A 17478-nucleotide genomic window follows, 5' to 3' on the forward strand; every position below is an offset into this window, starting at 1 on the left:
CACCGCCGCCGCGCTCGCCGAGCACGGCGCGGTGAAGGTGCTCACGCACGACGCCGCCGAGTACGCCGACTACCTCGTCGTACCCAAGGTCGACGCCCTCCAGGCCGCCGTCGAGGCCGTCTCCCCGGCCGCCGTCCTGGTGCCGTCCTCCGCCGAGGGCAAGGAGATCGCCGCCCGGCTGGCCGTGCGTATCGGCTCCGGCATCATCACCGACGCCACCGACCTGGAGGCCGGTGACGAGGGCCCCGTGGCCACGCAGTCGGTGTTCGCCGCCTCCTTCACCACCAAGACCCGGGTCTCCAAGGGCACTCCGGTCATCACTGTGAAGCCCAACAGCGCTGCCGTGGAGGCCGCTCCGGCCGCCGGCACCGTCGAGGCTCTCGCGGTCACCTTCTCGGACAAGGCCACCGGCACCAAGGTCACCGCGCGCACCCCGCGCGAGTCGACCGGCCGCCCGGAGCTGACCGAGGCCGCGATCGTCGTCTCCGGTGGTCGCGGGGTGAACGGCGCGGACAACTTCGCGATCATCGAGGCCCTCGCCGACTCCCTCGGCGCGGCCGTCGGCGCCTCCCGTGCCGCTGTCGACGCCGGCTGGTACCCGCACTCCAACCAGGTCGGCCAGACCGGCAAGAGCGTCTCCCCGCAGCTCTACATCGCCAACGGCATCTCCGGCGCGATCCAGCACCGCGCGGGCATGCAGACCTCGAAGACCATCGTGGCCGTCAACAAGGACGCCGAGGCCCCGATCTTCGACCTCGTCGACTACGGCGTCGTCGGCGACCTCTTCGACGTCGTCCCGCAGCTCACCGAAGAGGTCAACTCCCGCAAGGGCTGATGTCTTTGAGGTTGTACGAGGCTCCCGTGACCCACGTGGTCGCGGGAGCCTTCGCGTGTCCCGAGCCGCTCATCCCAGGCTGATCGTGGACCGCACGGGCAGATGGTCGCTCGGGAACTGGCTGTTCTCGGCGTAGGTGTCGACGGCCGACCGGTGCACGGTGACTCCCGGGGTGACCAGGATCCAGTCGATGCGGCCACCGTCCGGGAGGAGCTCGTGGTAGCCGTGAAAGGTGCCGTACGACAGCCCGCGCCCGGCCGCCGCGTCCCAGGCGTCCTTGAGACCGGCGCCCAGCATCGTGTCGTAGACCGCGGTGGTGTGCGCGGCGGTGTTGAAGTCGCCGGTCACCACGATCGGCAGGGAGCGGTCCAGACGGGCGAGGCGTTCGGCGATGAGCGTGGCGGCACGCTCGCGTGCGTACTGACTCGCGTTGTCCAGGTGGGTGTTGAGGACGTAGAACTGCCGCTCCTTGTCCCCGAGATCGCGGAAGCGGATCCATGTCGCGATGCGCGGGTGGGCGCCGCCCCAGGTGTTCGACCCGATCACGGCGGGCGTGTCGGAGAGCCAGAACTGGTCGTATTCGACGGGGGCGAGGCGGCGGGTGTCGTAGAAGATCGCCGTCTCCTCGTCGAAGCTGCCGCCCTTGCGGCCGCCGCCGATCCAGTCGTAGTGCGGTGCCAGGTCCTGCTTGATGTCCTGGAGCTGTGCGTAGAGGCCCTCCTGGGTGCCGATGATGTCGGGGGCCGCGCGGAGCAGCAGGTCGCGCATCACCGGGCGGCGGACCTTCCAGCTGTTGGGCTCGTCGGTGCTCGCGTAGCGCAGGTTGAACGTCATGACGTCCAGCAGGCGGGTGTCGTGCCGGGCGGCGGCGGTGGAGCGGACGGTTGCGATCAGCGGCAGGGCCACGGCTGCCGCCAGCAGCGTGGTGAGCCCCGCGCGCCGCGTCACCGTTCTGACAGTCGGCATATGCATCCCCTCCCCTTGCGAGTCAGGATGAAGGGGCGAGGCGCTGGGCGGAAGAGGGCCTCGGGACGGGAGTGAACGCCCCGGGTTCACGGCGTGGACAGGGTGTTGACCGGCGGGAAGCTCCATGGATAACTTCGTTCTACGGATTGTTGATTCCGTAGAGCGGAAAACTGGAGGGTGTGGGATGGGTCAGGGCGAGCAGGAGAAGGTGGCGACGAGCCTCGCGGGCGCGATCAGCGAGGAGATCAGCGCCTCCCTGGCACCGGTCGACGCCGAACTGGAGCGCCGTTACCCCGGCGACCCGGGCACCCGCCAGCCCGTCCACACGGTCTACGTCCCCGGTGACGTCTTCGCCAGGGACACGATCCGCTCCTGGGGCGACCGAGCTCTTGCCGCCCTCGACGAACACGCCCCCGACGCGGCCTCCTTCGCCGCCGTCCTCGGCCTCTCCGACGAACTCGCCGAACCCGTCCACGCGCGCGTGCGGGCCAAGTTGGAACGCGAGCCCATCGAGGACCTGCGCGTCGACTTCGAGGACGGCTACGGCCCCCGCCCCGACGCCGAGGAGGACGAGGCCGCCGCCCGCGCGGCCCGGCTGATCGCCGAGGCGTACGAGAAGGGCACGGCGGCGCCGTACATGGGCATCCGGATGAAGTGCATGGAGGCGCCGGTGCGCGATCGGGGCATCCGCACCCTCGACATCTTCCTGACCGGACTCATGGCGGCCGGCGGCCTGCCCGAGGGGCTGGTCCTCACCCTCCCCAAGGTCACCTACGCCGAACAGGTCACCGCGATGGTGCGCCTCCTGGAGGCCTTCGAGAAGGCGAACGGGCTGGAGCGGGGCCGGATCGGCTTCGAGATCCAGATCGAGACCAGCCAGTCCATCCTCGCCACCGACGGCACGGCGACCGTCGCCCGCATGATCCAGGCCGCCGAGGGCCGCGCCACCGGCTTGCACTACGGCACCTTCGACTACAGCGCGTGCCTCGGCGTCTCCGCCGCCTATCAGGCCAGCGACCACCCGGCCGCCGACCACGCCAAGGCGATCATGCAGGTCGCGGCTGCGGGGACGGGGGTGCGGGTCTCGGACGGCTCGACGAACGTCCTCCCGGTCGGTCCCACGGCCAAGGTCCACGACGCCTGGCGGCTGCACTACGGCCTCACCCGGCGGGCGCTGTCCCGCGCGTACTACCAGGGCTGGGACATGCACCCCGGCCACATCCCCACCCGCTACGCGGCCGTCTTCGCCTTCTACCGCGAGGGCTTCGAACAGGCCGCCGCACGTCTCGCCCGCTACGCCAACCACGCCGGCGGCGACGTCATGGACGAGCCCGCCACCGCCAAGGCCCTCAGCGGCTATCTGCTGCGCGGCCTGGACTGCGGGGCACTCGACATCGCCGAGGTGGCCAGGGCGACCGCGCTGACCCGGATGGACCTGGAGGGTTTCGCGGCGCCGCGCCGGGGCGACCTCACGGCGTCCGCCAAGTAGCGGACCTGTCACAGGTGTTGGCGCCGGCTTCTGTTGTCACTGCCGCCCCGTAGGCTGTACGGCGTTCATGGATGGGCCACAGGGACGGAGCGGGCGGTGCCTTCGGGGGAGAGTGGACGCGTGGACGAGGTCGACCGATTGCTGGCCGGGCGCTATCGCGTCGTGGACCGACTCGGGCGCGGCGGCATGGGCGTCGTCTGGCGGGCCGTCGACGAGGTCCTCGGCCGTGAGGTCGCCGTCAAGGAACTGCGCACCTTCACCGACGCCCACGGACCCGAACTGGCCGACCTGCGCCTGCGGATGCAGCGCGAGGCTCGGGCGGCGGCGCGGGTCCGCCATCACGGCGTGGTCGCCGTGCACGACATCGCCGAGGTCGACGGACGTCCGCTGATCGTCATGGAGTTGATCGACGGCCCGTCCCTGGACGACGTACTCGCGGAGCGCGGCCCGATCGATCCGCGCGAGGCGGCCGGGATCGGCGCGAAGGTGATGGAGGCGCTGGCCGCGGCCCACGCCGTGGGCGTCCTGCACCGCGATGTGAAGCCGGGCAACATCCTCCTCGACCGCTCGGGCCGGGTCGTCCTCACGGACTTCGGCATCGCGACGATGGACGACCCGGGCGACGGCTCCGCCACCCACCTCACGCGCAGCGGTGAACTCATCGGCTCCCTGGACTACTTGGCCCCCGAGCGGGCGCAGGGCGCGGACCCGGGGCCGGCATCGGATGTCTGGGCCTTGGGTGCGACGTTGTACGCGGCGGTCGAGGGTGCGTCGCCGTTCCGGCGCACGTCCACGTACTCCACCCTCACGGCGATCGTCTCCGAGCCCTTGCCGGAACCCCGGCGGGCGGGGCGACTTGGGCCTGTTCTGCGGCAACTGATGGAGAAGCGGGCGGAGTTGCGGCCGGGGGCGGATTCGGCGCGGGAGTTGTTGGAGGGGGTTGCGGGGGCGCCGGGGGTGGATTTGCCTACGGCTGTGCTGCGGTCGACCGGGGGCGGGATCCCTGCGGTGCCGCCGGGGTTCGGAGCGGTGGAGTCGCGGGGGAGTGGGAGTGTGGGGCCGGGAGCGGGGGTTCCGGAACCGAAGCCGTCGACGGAGTCGAAGGACCCAACGGGGGTGCGGGCGGCGGGACTTGGGGTAGCGGGGGTGGTCCTGGCAGGCACCGATCTCGATGCTGGGGCTGGGGCTGGGGCTGGGGTCCGGGGCGCGGGCGCCGCTGAGCCTGCGGAGAGCGGGCAGGGTCTCGGGGCTGGGCAGCATGCGGCTCCAGCCGGGCAGGGTTTCGGCACCGACGAGCCGACCGGAGGCAGCGGGCCGGGGACCGGCGGTTCGCCCGAGGGCGCAGGACCGGAGGAGGCCGCGGGCGACGCCTCGGGGCGGTCCGGATCGGGGCGGTCCGGATCAGGAGGGTCAACAGCTGGGTCGGCAGGGCGACTTGGGGCAGCTGCGTACGGGGCAGGTGCGGCAGGCCTGCTCGGAACGGGCGAGCAGGGCCCTGACTCTTCGGAGCGGCCGGGTTCGGAGGCCTTCGCGTCCGCTGCCACGCCCCCTCCCACGCCAACGCCCACACTCGTACCCCAAGGCTTCGGCCCGCCCCTCGCTCCGGTGGCCCCCATGGCCTCCGTGGCCCCCGCGCCTCACCCCTCCCCGCCGACCGGTCCCATGTCCCACCCGTCGGCCGCACCCCGCCGCAAGGCACGCATCCTGATAGCCGCCGTGGCCGTGGTGGCAGTTCTCGCCGGTGCCGGAGTGGTCGTCGCCCGCATGGTCAACTCCGGTGACACCAGGGTCAGTTCGCAGCCCAGCGCCTCACCTCCGGCCGGTGCCGGTGTCGGCCCCGCCTCGCCCAGTGGACGTACGGACGCCGACCGCTCGGTCGAGCCCAAGCCCACCGGGCAGGGCGACGACGGGACCCGGGCGCCGACGCAGCAGCACACCGGCAAGGGGGAGAGCACGGCGGAGGGGCAAGATCCCACCGTCGCCCCGAGCAAGTCCACGTCCTCCGGCGGCGGAAGCACCGGCGGTGACGCCCCCACGACGGGCGGAGCCACGCCCAGCTCCAGTCCCGCGTCCGTCTGTCAGTCCACCGGCGGCGGCAAGTACAACTGCCAGGTGTGGCGCAGCGCGAAGTCCTACACCGCGTCCGGCACCGAGGTCGGCGTGCTCGGCGCGGGTACCAACTACTTCTACTGCCAACAGAACTTGGGTCGCCGCGAGACGTACGGCCAGTGGACCAACGTCTGGTGGGCCAAGACGGACGACGACAGCGGCAACACCAACGTCTATGTCAGCGACGTCTACCTGAAGGGCGGGGACAACGACGAGCCGATTCCGGGGCTACCGGTCTGTTGAAGTCCCTCTGACAGCCATGGTGGAACCGGGGGAGCCGACTTTCTTCCGCTGCGCCGCCGGTGGTGAGCCGTCCGAGGCAACGACGTGCACGAGGTGCGTGAAGGGTCGCTCAGCGTTCCAGGCCCGACACCGTCACCAGCCCCTCTTCCCGGAACAGCCTCGTACCCCGCTCGCACAACTCACGGTCGGCCCGCGCCCGTTCGCAGAACTCCTCCGGCGTCCGCCCGAACAACGCCCTCAACGCCGCCGAGCTGCCCAGCAGTTCGGTGAGCAGCGCCCGCTCGCCCGGATGTCGGCGCGGCACACCCGTGCCGTCGTGCAGGACGCCATGCCGGTTGACGTAGACGTACGCGCCCCGCAACAACTCGCCTGAGCCCAGCTCGATATGGCACTCGGACTCGGGCAACCACGTCCGGTCGTACGCTCCCTCACTCGCGTCCACCACCGCGAGCTGCCGCGCGTCGAACCACGTCACGAACAACTCCCGTACGACACCGGGCGCGTGGACCGGCGACGCCGACACATACCCCACGCGGCTCACATGCGCCGAGACGCCGACGTCGATTCCCGTGACCCGTACCTTCAGCATCGGGACGGGAGACGTGATCCCGAACTCGGCCATCTTGTGCCGCAGTTGGCCGGGGCAGGCGTTGGAGCCGATGGCGAGGACCGGGGTGCGGTTCGCGTACGGGGGGTGGTCGTCGAGGGGCAACAGGCGGTCGCCGACCAGAAGTCCGGACTCCTTGGGCCACGCACCCGGGTAGCTGAGGGGATCCTCGCGCGGCGCCCGAGCCAGCCCCAGCGCCTCCAACGTCCGGTCCAGGCCCTCGTCCACGCGGTCGCCCGCACGCTCACGCACGCCGTCGTACCCGCGCCCCTCAGTCCGACGGCGGCAACTCGCCCGAGCCCCGGGTGATCAGCCTCGTCGGCAGCTCGATCCGCTCCGGCGCGATCAACGTGCCGTCCAGCTGTCGGAAGAGCCGGTCCGCGGCCGTACGCCCGAGCGTCGCCGCGTCCTGCGCGACGACCGTCACCCCCGGCTGGAGCAGATCGGCGAGTTCGAAGTCGTCGAAGCCCACCAGGGCGATCCGGCGGGACTGTTCGGCGAGGACCCGGACGACGGTGACCGTCACACGGTTGTTGCCGGCGAAGATCGCGGTGACGGGGGAGGGGCCGGTCAGCATCTCCTCGGCCGCCCGGCGCACCCGGACCGGGTCGGTCACGCCGAGGGACATCCACGCGTCCTCGACCGGTATCCCCGCGTCCTCCATCGCGGCCCGGTACCCGCGCAGCCGCTCGACGGCCGTGTGGATGCGGGGCATGTCGCCGATGAAGCCGATGCGCCGGTGGCCGTGGGAGATGAGGTGGGTGACGCCGTCGCGTGCGCCGCCGTAGCTGTTCGACAGGACGACATCCGCGTCGATCTTCCCGGCCGGACGGTCCACGAACACGGTCGCTACGCCCGCCTTGATCTCCGGCTCCAGATAGCGGTGGTCGTCCCCGGCCGGGATCACCACAAGCCCGTCCACGCGCCGGGCGCACAGCGCGAGCACCAACTCCTGCTCGCGGTCCGGGTCTTCGGCGCTGGAGCCGTTGATGAGCAGGGCACCATGGGCGCGGGCGACCTCTTCGACGGCGCGGCTGAGGGGGCCGTAGAACGGGTCGGCGAGGTCCTCCAGGACGAGGCCGATGCTGGCCGTGCGGCCCTTGCGCAGGACGCGGGCGCTGTCGTTCCGTCGGAAGCCGAGGGCGTCGATCGCCTCCTGGACCCGGCGCTCGGTGTCGGGGGTGACGCCCGGCTCGCCGTTCACCACGCGAGACACCGTTTTCAGGCCGACACCCGCTCGTGCGGCCACGTCCTTCATAGTTGGACGGTTGCCGTAGCGGTTCTCGGGGCGGCGGGCGGTCTCTGGCACGATGCGCTGTCCTGTCCTGTCGTCCACGGGGGATGCATAGGTCCATGGGTTTGTATGAGGATGTGGCGTCGAGCATAGAGCCTGGACAACGTTGTCATATGCGAGAGAGACTGTCCACCGAATATCTCCGGCCTGCGCCCCCACCGCGAGACCGGCCCAACTCACCTTCTGGTGGTTCTCATGTTTGACGGGGAGATCTGACACTGATGCACACCGACCTCGTGGCCGCGCTCGACATCGGCGGCACCAAGATCGCCGGGGCGCTGGTGGACGGCCACGGCAAGATCCTGGTGCGAGCACAGCGCCCGACGCCCTCGCAGGACGACGGCGACACCGTGATGCGAGCCGTGGAGGAGGTGCTCGCGGAGCTCACCGCATCACCTTCGTGGTCCCGCGCGAGCGCCCTCGGCATCGGCAGCGCGGGTCCCGTGGACGCCTCCGCCGGCACCGTGAGCCCGGTCAACGTGCCCGGCTGGCGCGACTTTCCGCTCGTCGAGCGGGTGCGTGCGGCGGCCGGTGACCTGCCCGTCGAGCTGATCGGCGACGGCGTGGCGATCACGGCGGCCGAGCACTGGCAGGGCGCCGCACGCGGGCACGCCAACGCGCTGTGCATGGTCGTCTCCACGGGAGTCGGGGGCGGCCTCGTCCTCAACGGGCAGCTGCACCCCGGGCCGACCGGCAACGCGGGCCACATCGGCCACATCAGCGTCGACCTGGACGGCGACGCCTGCCCGTGCGGTTCGCGCGGCTGCGTCGAGCGGATCGCCAGCGGTCCCAACATCGCCCGGCGGGCGGTCGAGGGCGGCTGGCGACCGGGCCCGGACGGCGATGTCTCGGCAGCGGCCGTCGCCGCCGCCGCGCGGGCCGGTGACCCGATCGCGGTGGCCTCCTTCGAGCGGGCCGCACAGGCCCTCGCCGCCGGTATCGCGGCCACCGCGACCCTCGTCGAGATCGACATCGCCGTGATCGGCGGGGGAGTCGGCAAGGCGGGCGACGTGCTGTTCACACCGCTGCGGAAGGCGCTGAGCGACTACGCGACGCTGTCCTTCGTGCAGCGGCTGACGGTGACGCCGGCTCAGATGGGCACGGACGCCGGGCTGGTGGGAGCGGCCGCGGCCGCGCTCGCCGGGCAGGCGAGCGCGACCTCGGCCGGGGTGTGAGGAACGGACCGGCCGAAACGTTCGTTCAGCGGCCTACGCCCCTGTTCGGCACGCGAGTCCCACCTTGTTCCACCTTGCTCAGCACGTGAGTTGAGCGTCCGCCCAGTCCGCGTGGTCCGAGTCGATCCCGTCGCCGCCGTCGGTGACGACGAGTCGGACCACCTGGGCGCCGGTCACGTCCGCGGTGACCGGCTGGGCGGGCATCGCGTTGGTGAGGACGCCGGTCGAGGCGACCTTCGTGCCGTCCGCCCAGATCTCGAAGGCGACGGTCCCGTTGGCGCCCTTCTCGTCGTCCACACCGACGTCCGCGGTGACCTTCTCGCACGTCTTCCCGGTGTAGTACTCGACGTCGCTCTCGGCGTGTACGCCAAGTCCCTTGGCGTACACCACTCCACCGAGGGTGATCGGATGACCGTCCCCCGCAGCGCTCTCCCCGTTGCTGGTGTTGCGCTCAACAGGCCCGTATCCATTGGCCGTTGACATCCACGGAAGATCGCCGAAGTACGACGTCCCCGAGGGCGGCGCCACCACCACGGACGCGGTGAACGGCAGGGTGGTGGTGACCCGCGTACCGGTCGGCGAGCGGTAACTCGCCTTGAGCGTCAGGTCGTACGACCCCGTCGACGTCCCCGCCGGAGCGGTGACCGTCCACTTCGTGCGCAGCGACTTGCCGGTCCGGACGGCCTTCGCGGTCGTCGACGACTTGGCCCGCACCTTCCAGCCCGCAGGACCGGTCAGGGTCACGGAGACATGCTCGGCGGTCGTACGGCCCAGGTCGGTGACCGCCGTCGTGAGCGGGGTCGGGGTGGCCGCCTGGACCAACGGGGCGCTGTCCAGGCCGAGTTCGACGGCCGGCGGGTTCTTGAGCGCGTGCCGGTCGGCCGAGACCCGTACGAGGACCGTGCCGTGGGCCGGTACGGTCGCGGAGATCGCGCCCGCGGTGTTGTAGCTCTTGTGCTGCCACAGGTCGCGCAGGGTGTAGGCGTGGGCGTTCGGGAGGCCGACGGCCGCGGCGGTCGTGGCGATGCGCTGGGCGCTGCCGGACTCGTTGAAGAGCGCGACCGTACGGCTGCCGTCCTTCATCTCCTTGGCGACGACCCGGCGTCCGCCCTCCGACGAGACGACCGTGCCCTGCTTGCCCAGCGGGTCCTGGTCGACCGCGATGACCTCCTTGTTGTCGAGGATGTCGAAGGTCGCGTCGGTCGCGGTGCGCAGGTCCGAGCCGATGAGAAGAGGCGCGGCCATGATCGACCACATGGAGAAGTGCGAGCGGTACTCGGTGTCCGTCATGCCGCCGTTGCCGACCTCCAGCATGTCGGGGTCGTTCCAGTGCCCGGGGCCCGCGTAGGGGGCAAGTGGCAGATTCTGCTTGAGGATCGACAGCATCGAGCCCCAGTTGTCGCTGATGTCACCGGTCGTGCGCCACAGATGTCCGACGTCCGCGGCCCACTCCCAGGGCTTGTTCTCGCCCCACTCGCAGATGCTGAAGACGATCGGGCGGCCGGTCGCCTTCAGGGCGTCGCGCATCGTGTTGTAGCGCAACTTGGCGTCCACGCCTTGGTTGTTGCAGTTGTCGTACTTGAGGTAGTCCACGCCCCAGTCGGCGAACTGCTGCGCGTCGCTGTACTCGTGGCCCAGGCCACCGGGGAAACCGGCGTCGTTGCACGTCTTCGTGCCCGCGCTGGTGTAGATGCCGAGCTTGAGCCCCTTGGAGTGCACGTAGTCCGCGACCGCCTTGATCCCGTGCGGGAAGCGGACCGGGTCGGGGACGAGCTTGCCGTCGGCGTCGCGGGAGGGCAGGGCCCAGCAGTCGTCGAGGTTGACGTACTGGTAACCGGCCGCCTTGAGGCCCTTGTTGACGAAGATGTCCGCGATGCCCTCGACCATCGACTCGTTGAACTCGGCACGGCAGTTGGTGGAGTTCCAGTTGTTGAAACCCATCGGAGGGGTGAGTGCCTGACCGTCGGCCAGGGAGGGGGAGACGGGGGCCTGTGCGGGGGCGGCCACGGCCGGCGCGGCGAGGCCCGCCGTGCACAACAGGCCTGCGACGAGCGCTCCGACCACTCTTCGGCGGGTCGTGCGGGTGTGGGGGTGACGCGTCATTACGTTCCTCCGGACTCGCAAAAGATGGGATCACTTCCTGTGCATGCCATGTGCGCGATTACGGTAGGACGTGTCGAACTCTGTTGGAAGAGTTGCGTATTTATTGTTCGACTTCCATCGCGCACGTTTTGAACGCGTTCAACTTTCTGCGCTAGGCTCCCTCCCGACAGAAGGGGGAGCCCGGTGAAGATCGTCATTCCCGGCGGAACGGGACAGGTGGGCGCGATCCTGGACCGCGCCCTGACCGAGGCCGGTCACGAGGTCGTCGTCCTCACCCGGCGGCCGTCGCGCGACCGCGAGGTGTGGTGGGACGGCGAGCACCTGGGCACCTGGGCCCGGGAGATCGACGGCAGCGATGTCGTGATCAACTTGGCGGGCCGCAGCGTCAGTTGCCGCTACACCCCGGCCAACCTGAAGGCCATGATGGACTCGCGCGTGCACTCCGCCCGGGTCGTCGGCGAGGCCATCGCAGCCGCCGCGAGCCCGCCGCGCGTCTGGCTGCAGATGAGCACCGCCACCGTCTACGCCCATCGCCACGACGCCCCCAACGACGAGGCCACGGGCGTCATCGGCGGCGCCGAACCCGACGTACCCGACTACTGGTCGTACAGCGTCGAGATCGCCAAGAACTGGGAACGCGAGCAGGAGCGCGCCGACACCCCGCAGACCCGCAAGGTCGCCCTGCGCGCCGCCATGGTGATGAGCCCCGACCGCGGTGGTGTCTTCGACGTCCTGTCGGGGCTGGTCCGGCTCGGGCTCGGCGGTCCGGTCGCGGGCGGTGCCCAGTACGTCTCCTGGATCCACGACCAGGACTTCGTCCGCGCGGTGGAGTTCCTCGTCGCCCGGGACGACATCGCCGGGCCGGTGAACCTCGCCGCCCCCGGACCGCTCCCGCAGCGCGCCTTCATGCGGGTCCTGCGTGCCGCCCGGGGCGTCCCCGTCGGACTGCCCGCCACGAAGTGGATGGCGGAACTGGGCGCCCTCGCGCTGCGCTCGGACACCGAACTCCTCCTGAAGAGCCGCCGGGTCGTCCCGGGACGGCTGCTGGCGGAAGGGTTCACCTTCGACCATCCGCAGTGGCCCGAGGCGGCCGTGGACCTCGTACGACGGGCACGGGGCGAGGCGGGTTCCATCCGGCGGGCCGTCCGGGCGTGACCCCGGCGCGCTTCGTCAGTTGAACGGGGCATGAAGAAGCGCAGCATGCTGGCCATCGCCTCCCTCGCCACCGGTTTCGTCGTCGCCGCGATCTCCCCGTCGCACTCCCACGACCACGACGTACTCGGCGATCTCAACGTCAAGGACACCGTGGGTGCCATGGATCACCTCGTCAGCGACGGCAGCTTCGCCGCCGACGAGGGAGTCTTGGGGCAGAACAGCTGATACCCGTCGTAAGTGTGCGGCGCCGGTGCCTCGTCGGAGGGGGCACCGGCGCCGTCGTATGTACGCCCTCAACTGCGGCTGGTTTCCGTGGCAGGGTGGAACGGGCAAGCCTCAGGGGGCCAACAGAAGAGGGGGAACTGTCCGTGATCGTCTGGATCAACGGCGCGTTCGGTGCAGGCAAGACCACCACCGCACGGGAACTGATCGAACTGATCCCGAACAGCACGCTCTTCGACCCCGAGGTCATCGGCGGAGCACTTCCGTATCTGCTCCCGCCCAAGCACCTCGCAGAGGTCGGCGACTTCCAGGACCTGCCGATGTGGCGGCGGCTCGTGATCGACACGGCGGCGGCCATGCTCGGCGAGCTCGGCGGGACCCTCGTCGTCCCGATGACCCTGCTGCGGCAGGAGTACCGCGACGAGATCTTCGGCGGTCTCGCGGCCCGCCGGGTCACGGTCCGGCATGTCCTCCTCGCTCCGGCGGAAACGATCCTGCGCGAGCGAATAGCCGGCCGGGAGGTCCCACCGGACCTCCCCGACGGCGAGATCCGGACACGCCAGTGGGCCTACGACCACATCGAGCCGTATCGCGCCGCGCTCGGCTCCTGGCTCACCGCCGACGCCCATCTCGTCGACACCGGCGCGCTCACCCCCTACGAGACGGCCGCCCGGATCGCCGGCGCCGTCGGCAGCGGTGCCGTGCCCGTCTGCGACATCGTGCAGACCCCGGAGCCCACCTCCGAGACCCTCGCGGCCGGAGTGCTCCTCTTCGACGAACAGGACCGCGTGCTGCTCGTCGACCCCACCTACAAGGCCGGCTGGGAGTTCCCCGGCGGCGTCGTCGAACCCGGCGAGGCACCCGCCCGGGCCGGCATGCGCGAGGTCACCGAGGAGACCGGCATCGTCCTCGACGACGTACCCCGGCTGCTCGTCGTCGACTGGGAACCACCCGCACCACCCGGCTACGGCGGGCTGCGCCTCCTCTTCGACGGCGGCCGGCTGGACGCCGCCGTGGCCGACCGACTGCTGCTGCCCGGGCCGGAGTTGCGCGGCTGGTGCTTCGCCACCGAGCAGGAGGCCGCCGACCTGTTGCCGCCGGTCCGCTACGAGCGGCTGCGGTGGGCGCTCAGGGCCCGTGAACGCGGCGCCGCGCTCTATCTGGAAGCGGGCGTACCACTTGGCTGACGGGGCGTCAATTTGCGCTCTGATCAACGATGTTGGACGGGACTTTGCTATACCAGGGACACCACCTGGCGATTTTGCGGGGTGTGGAGGATTCCGATAACAAAGCGAGGGTGAATCGTCGCCTTCCCGGTATGAACAAGAACGTGAAGAAGGAACATCCGAGCTCTAACGTCTTTGCGCAGCTCAGTTCTCTCGCGGCCGCCGGCCGCCTCTATGGGACCGGACATTTCGCCGGTCGAAGGAGAGGAACATGCGCGTGCCATCCTCGGCCCTCACCCGGGCCCTCACGCTCGCCGCCGGGCTCGTCCTGGTGCTCACCGCCTGCAGCAGCGGCGGCGGGGGCGGCGACTCCAACAAGGGCAGCTCGGCCGGGCTCACGTCCTGCAACACCGTGGGCAAGGCCAACACCTGCAACTCGGCCACCACCAAGTCCGGCGGGACGTACACCTACGTGCTGGAGAAGAACATCCAGCAGTGGAACGTCCAGGACGTCAACGGCAACACCTTCGAGAACGCGGAGGCCCTGGAGGTCGTGCTGCCGCAGGTGTTCGTACCCCAGCCCGACTTCACCGTCGCCCTCAACACCGACCTGATGACCTCGGCGACTCAGACCAGCACCAGCCCGCAGACCATCGTCTACAAGATCAACCCGAAGGCGTCGTGGAACGACGGTACGCCCATCACCGCCGACGACTTCGTTTATTACTGGCGTACCAACAACGGCAAGGACTGCCCGCCGCCGCCCGCCAGTGACTCCACGCAGACCAAGGGCTGTCTGCCGTCGAGCACCGCCGGCTACGACCGGGTCAAGTCCCTCACCGCGTCCGACGGCGGCAAGACCGTCACCATGGTGATGTCCAAGCCCTACTCGGACTGGAAGTCGCTGTTCGGCGGGGGCTACCCGATGTACCCGGCGCATGTCGCCGAGAAGTTCTCGGGCGCCAAGGCCGGTGACGCCGCCCATATGACGGCCACTCAGATGGCCCAGGCCTGGCAGTACTTCCTGAAGACCCCGCCCACCAAGTACGCGACGGCCGGCGCGTACAAGATGCAGGACTGGACGGACAACGACCACGCCACCTACGTGCCCGACCCCAAGTGGTACGGCGCCAAGAAGGCGACCCTCCAGCGGCTAATCTTCAAGGTCATCTCGGACGCCACCCAGGAGCCAACTGCCCTCAAGAACAACGAGGTTCAGGGCATCTACCCGCAGCCCGAGGTCGACCTGGTCAACCAGGTCAAGGATATCCCCGGCATCACCTACACCATCGGCAACGGGCTGACCTGGGAGCACTTCGACCTCAACCTGCACAACCCGGTGCTCGGCAAGTATCTGGCGCTGCGGCAGGCGATGTTCACGGCGATCAACATCAAGGACATCCTCGCCAAGACGGTCGGCCAGTTCGACCCGTCCGTGAAGCCGCTCGGCAACCACAACTTCGTTCCCGGGCAGGCCGGTTACAAGGACGTGGTCACCGGCACCGGTCAGGGATCAGGTGACCTGACCAAGGCGAAGAAGCACCTCACGGACGCCAAGTTCACCGGCGTGGGTTCGGCCCTGAAGACCCCGGACGGCAAGGCCGTCGGACCCTTCAACTGCCGTTACACCACCGGCAACCAGATCCGGCAGAGCGAGTGCCAGATCCTGCAGAGCAACCTGGCGAGCCTCGGCATCAAGGTCACCATCAAGCCGATCGGCGCGGCCGACCTCGGCACGGTCCTCGCCGGGCACCAGTACGACATCATCGTCTTCGCCTGGGTCGCGGCACCGTTCCCGAGCAGTGGCGCCCAGCAGAACTGGTTCACCAGCGGTGGCGGCAACTACGGCGGCTACAGCAACAAGAAGGCTGATGCCCTGATCTCCCAGGCCGTGGGCGAGACGGACGCGACGAAGTCCGCGGCCCTCCTCAACCAGGCCGACCAGCTCATGGTGAACGACGCCTACGTGCTGCCGCTTTACCAGAAGCCGACGTTCTTCGCGACGCAGACGCGGTTCGTGAACATGCGGAACAACTCCACCATCGTCGGACCGGCCTACAACACCGGCACGTGGGGCCTGAAGAAATAGCCCCAACGGCTGAGGGAACAGCTCCACCGGCACGTCCGTCGAGCCCGGCCCCGGCGACACCGGGGCCGGGCCCCCGGCCCACGGACGGCATCCCCACCCCGTCGGCTCCGAGAGAAGACCGCATGCTCGCCTACACCGTGCGCCGCATCCTCGTCTCCATACCCGTCCTCATCATCTCGACGTTCATCGTGTTCCTGGTCGTCATCAACTCCGGGGACCCGGTGGCCAACTTCGCCACCTCACGACAACCCGTGCCCAGCAAGGCGGCGGTAACCGCGTTCGCCCGGCACATCCACGCCAACGAGCCGGTGATGGAACGCTATTGGAACTGGATCACCGGCGTCCTGCACGGTGACTTCGGCCCGTCCGTGCAGGCCAACCTGAACATCGGGCACGACCTGTTCACCCGTTTCAAGGTGACCATCACGCTCGTCGCCGCCGCGATGATCCTCGCGCTGATCATGGCCGTCGTGTTCGGTGTGTTCAGCGCCATCCGCCAGTACTCCGCCGCCGACTACACGATCACCTTCTTCGGCTTCCTGTTCCTCGCCATGCCCGTGTTCTGGTTCGCGGTCCTGCTCAAGCAGGCCGGGATCTGGTTCAACCAGAAGACCGGCAGCCAGTTCCTCGGCACCATCGGCGAGAAGTCGCCGTACCTCGAAGTCGACACCACCTGGAACGAGTTCACCGATCACGTGGGCCACCTCATCCTGCCCACCATCACCCTCGCCCTGGTCTCCTTCGCGTCCTGGACCCGCTACACCCGCGCCTCCATGCTGGAGGTCCTCAACAGCGACTACGTACGGCTCGCCCGCGCCAAGGGCCTCAGGCGCGGCAAGGTGATGACACGGCACGCGCTGCGCACCGCCCTCATCCCGCTCGCCACCGTCACCGCGCTCGACATCGCGATCATCCTGGGCGGCGCGGTGATCACGGAGACGATCTTCCAGTGGCACGGCATGGGCGAGATGCTGGTCCAGGCGGCGACCACGCTCGACGTCTACCGCACCATGGCCTGGCTGTTGCTCTCCGCCGTCGTCGTCATCGGGTTCAACCTCATCGCCGATCTGCTCTACGCCGTACTCGACCCGAGGATCCGCTATGACTGACATCGAGGCACCGGGGTCCGCAGGCACTCAACTACCGCGTGGCGACCACGAGTTCACCGTACGACAGCGCACCCAGACCCAGCTGGTGCTGCGCCGCTTCGTGCGCCACCGGGCCGCGATGGTCAGCCTGGTCGTGTTCGTGCTGATCATCCTGTGGGCGTTCATCGGCCCGCACCTGTGGCACTACTCGTACGAGAAGTACACCGAGGACAACTCCAAACCCCCTTCCCTGAAGCACCCGTTCGGCACCGACTCCTCGGGCTACGACGGCTACGCACAGGTCATGCGCGGCACCCAGACCTCGCTGAAGATCGCCATCATGATCGCGCTCGGCTCCACGCTGCTCGGCGCGATCTGGGGAGCCGTCGCCGGCTTCTACAAGGGCATCGTCGACGCGGTCATGATGCGCATCGCCGACCTGGTGCTGACGCTGCCCCTGTTCGCGATCGCGCTGGTCATCTCCTCGCGCACCGGCGGCTCCTGGTACTGGATCGCCATCGTGATCGCGGGACTGACCTGGGCGTACGTGGCCCGGGTGGTGCGCTCCTCGGTGCTGTCGCTGCGCGAGAAGGAGTTCATCGAGGCGGCGCGGGCGCTGGGTGCATCGGACGCGCGGATCATCTTCCGGCATCTGCTGCCCAACGCGCTCGGGCCGATCATCGTCAACGCGACGATCCTGGTGGCGACCGGCATCCTCACCGAGACCGCGCTCTCCTTCCTCGGCTTCGGCGTCCAACCCCCGGACACCTCACTGGGGTTGCTGGTCTCCCAGGCCCAGACAGCGGTCGACACCCGGCCCTGGCTCTTCTACATCCCCGGCGCGTTCATCATCGCCATCGCGCTGACCATCAACTTCATCGGCGACGGACTGCGCGACGCCTTCGATCCCCGGCAGCAAAGGGTGCGACAGTGACGA

General features: G+C 69.6%; 14 protein-coding genes. 10 read left to right on the forward strand and 4 right to left on the reverse strand.

All coding sequences use genetic code 11. The annotated features are described in order from the left end of the window. The coding region (locus SPR02S_RS52770; protein ID WP_019065132.1) for an electron transfer flavoprotein subunit alpha/FixB family protein at positions 1-835 on the forward strand (835 nt) is incomplete at its 5' end. Between the two features lie 69 nt (positions 836-904). Here SPR02S_RS52770 and SPR02S_RS52775 read toward each other — a convergent pair. Then, positions 905-1801: an endonuclease/exonuclease/phosphatase family protein gene (locus SPR02S_RS52775; RefSeq protein ID WP_019065133.1), complete on the reverse strand. Its 897-nt coding sequence runs from the start codon at positions 1799-1801 to the stop codon at positions 905-907. A 184-nt stretch (positions 1802-1985) separates the two neighbouring features. Here SPR02S_RS52775 and SPR02S_RS52780 point away from each other — a divergent pair, with 184 nt between their 5' ends. Continuing rightward, positions 1986-3290 carry a DUF6986 family protein gene (locus tag SPR02S_RS52780; RefSeq protein ID WP_019065134.1) on the forward strand — a complete coding sequence of 435 codons (1305 nt, stop codon included), beginning with the start codon at positions 1986-1988 and terminating at the stop codon, positions 3288-3290. A gap of 120 nt (positions 3291-3410) precedes the next feature. Beyond that, a complete protein-coding gene (locus SPR02S_RS58435; protein WP_444545441.1) occupies positions 3411-5642 on the forward strand; it encodes a serine/threonine-protein kinase in 2232 nt (743 codons plus the stop codon). 109 nt (positions 5643-5751) lie between these two features. On the opposite strand, the gene SPR02S_RS52790 is transcribed toward SPR02S_RS58435, so the two are convergent. Both SPR02S_RS52790 and SPR02S_RS52795 read right to left on the reverse strand, forming a co-directional pair. Continuing rightward, positions 5752-6501: a hypothetical protein gene (locus SPR02S_RS52790; RefSeq protein WP_019065137.1), complete on the reverse strand. Its 750-nt coding sequence runs from the start codon at positions 6499-6501 to the stop codon at positions 5752-5754. Positions 6502-6520: 19 nt separating this feature from the next. After that, a complete protein-coding gene (locus SPR02S_RS52795) occupies positions 6521-7585 on the reverse strand; it encodes a LacI family DNA-binding transcriptional regulator (protein ID WP_078623289.1) in 1065 nt (354 codons plus the stop codon). Between the two features lie 179 nt (positions 7586-7764). On the opposite strand from SPR02S_RS52795, the gene SPR02S_RS52800 reads away from it, so the two are divergent. Next, on the forward strand, positions 7765-8718 hold the full coding sequence (locus SPR02S_RS52800; protein WP_019065139.1) for an ROK family protein: 954 nt from the start codon (positions 7765-7767) through the stop codon (positions 8716-8718). A gap of 78 nt (positions 8719-8796) precedes the next feature. Here SPR02S_RS52800 and SPR02S_RS52805 read toward each other — a convergent pair whose 3' ends face one another. Next, a complete protein-coding gene (locus SPR02S_RS52805) occupies positions 8797-10821 on the reverse strand; it encodes an NPCBM/NEW2 domain-containing protein (RefSeq protein WP_174447621.1) in 2025 nt (674 codons plus the stop codon). 183 nt (positions 10822-11004) lie between these two features. On the opposite strand from SPR02S_RS52805, the gene SPR02S_RS52810 reads away from it, so the two are divergent. From SPR02S_RS52810 to SPR02S_RS52835, 6 genes are all read left to right on the forward strand, one after another. Next, positions 11005-11976 (forward strand): TIGR01777 family oxidoreductase, encoded by a 972-nt coding sequence (locus tag SPR02S_RS52810; RefSeq protein ID WP_019065141.1) that lies wholly within the window; start codon positions 11005-11007, stop codon positions 11974-11976. Positions 11977-12006: 30 nt separating this feature from the next. Next, positions 12007-12201: a hypothetical protein gene (locus SPR02S_RS52815; protein WP_019065142.1), complete on the forward strand. Its 195-nt coding sequence runs from the start codon at positions 12007-12009 to the stop codon at positions 12199-12201. A 143-nt stretch (positions 12202-12344) separates the two neighbouring features. Then, positions 12345-13385: an NUDIX hydrolase gene (locus SPR02S_RS52820; protein WP_019065143.1), complete on the forward strand. Its 1041-nt coding sequence runs from the start codon at positions 12345-12347 to the stop codon at positions 13383-13385. Positions 13386-13635: 250 nt separating this feature from the next. Next, positions 13636-15453, forward strand: coding sequence for an ABC transporter family substrate-binding protein (locus SPR02S_RS52825; RefSeq protein WP_019065144.1), 1818 nt, complete (start codon positions 13636-13638; stop codon positions 15451-15453). A gap of 122 nt (positions 15454-15575) precedes the next feature. Continuing rightward, positions 15576-16562, forward strand: coding sequence for an ABC transporter permease (locus tag SPR02S_RS52830; RefSeq protein WP_019065145.1), 987 nt, complete (start codon positions 15576-15578; stop codon positions 16560-16562). Continuing rightward, positions 16555-17475 carry an ABC transporter permease gene (locus tag SPR02S_RS52835; RefSeq protein ID WP_019065146.1) on the forward strand — a complete coding sequence of 307 codons (921 nt, stop codon included), beginning with the start codon at positions 16555-16557 and terminating at the stop codon, positions 17473-17475. The genes SPR02S_RS52830 and SPR02S_RS52835 overlap by 8 nt, the downstream gene beginning before the upstream one ends. Positions 17476-17478 lie beyond the last annotated feature (3 nt).

This window comes from Streptomyces prunicolor NBRC 13075 (assembly GCF_000367365.1).
Classification (GTDB): domain Bacteria; phylum Actinomycetota; class Actinomycetes; order Streptomycetales; family Streptomycetaceae; genus Streptomyces; species Streptomyces prunicolor.

What these genes read in the sequence shown, in the direction of transcription:
- SPR02S_RS52830 (WP_019065145.1), top strand. Translation starts at nt 15,576, where the DNA reads ATGCTCGCCTACACCGTGCGCCGCATCCTCGTCTCCATACCCGTCCTC.
- SPR02S_RS52775 (WP_019065133.1), bottom strand. Translation starts at nt 1,801, where the DNA reads ATGCCGACTGTCAGAACGGTGACGCGGCGCGCGGGGCTCACCACGCTG.
- SPR02S_RS52800 (WP_019065139.1), top strand. Translation starts at nt 7,765, where the DNA reads ATGCACACCGACCTCGTGGCCGCGCTCGACATCGGCGGCACCAAGATC.
- SPR02S_RS52780 (WP_019065134.1), top strand. Translation starts at nt 1,986, where the DNA reads ATGGGTCAGGGCGAGCAGGAGAAGGTGGCGACGAGCCTCGCGGGCGCG.
- SPR02S_RS52805 (WP_174447621.1), bottom strand. Translation starts at nt 10,821, where the DNA reads ATGACGCGTCACCCCCACACCCGCACGACCCGCCGAAGAGTGGTCGGA.
- SPR02S_RS52825 (WP_019065144.1), top strand. Translation starts at nt 13,636, where the DNA reads ATGCGCGTGCCATCCTCGGCCCTCACCCGGGCCCTCACGCTCGCCGCC.
- SPR02S_RS52815 (WP_019065142.1), top strand. Translation starts at nt 12,007, where the DNA reads ATGAAGAAGCGCAGCATGCTGGCCATCGCCTCCCTCGCCACCGGTTTC.
- SPR02S_RS52835 (WP_019065146.1), top strand. Translation starts at nt 16,555, where the DNA reads ATGACTGACATCGAGGCACCGGGGTCCGCAGGCACTCAACTACCGCGT.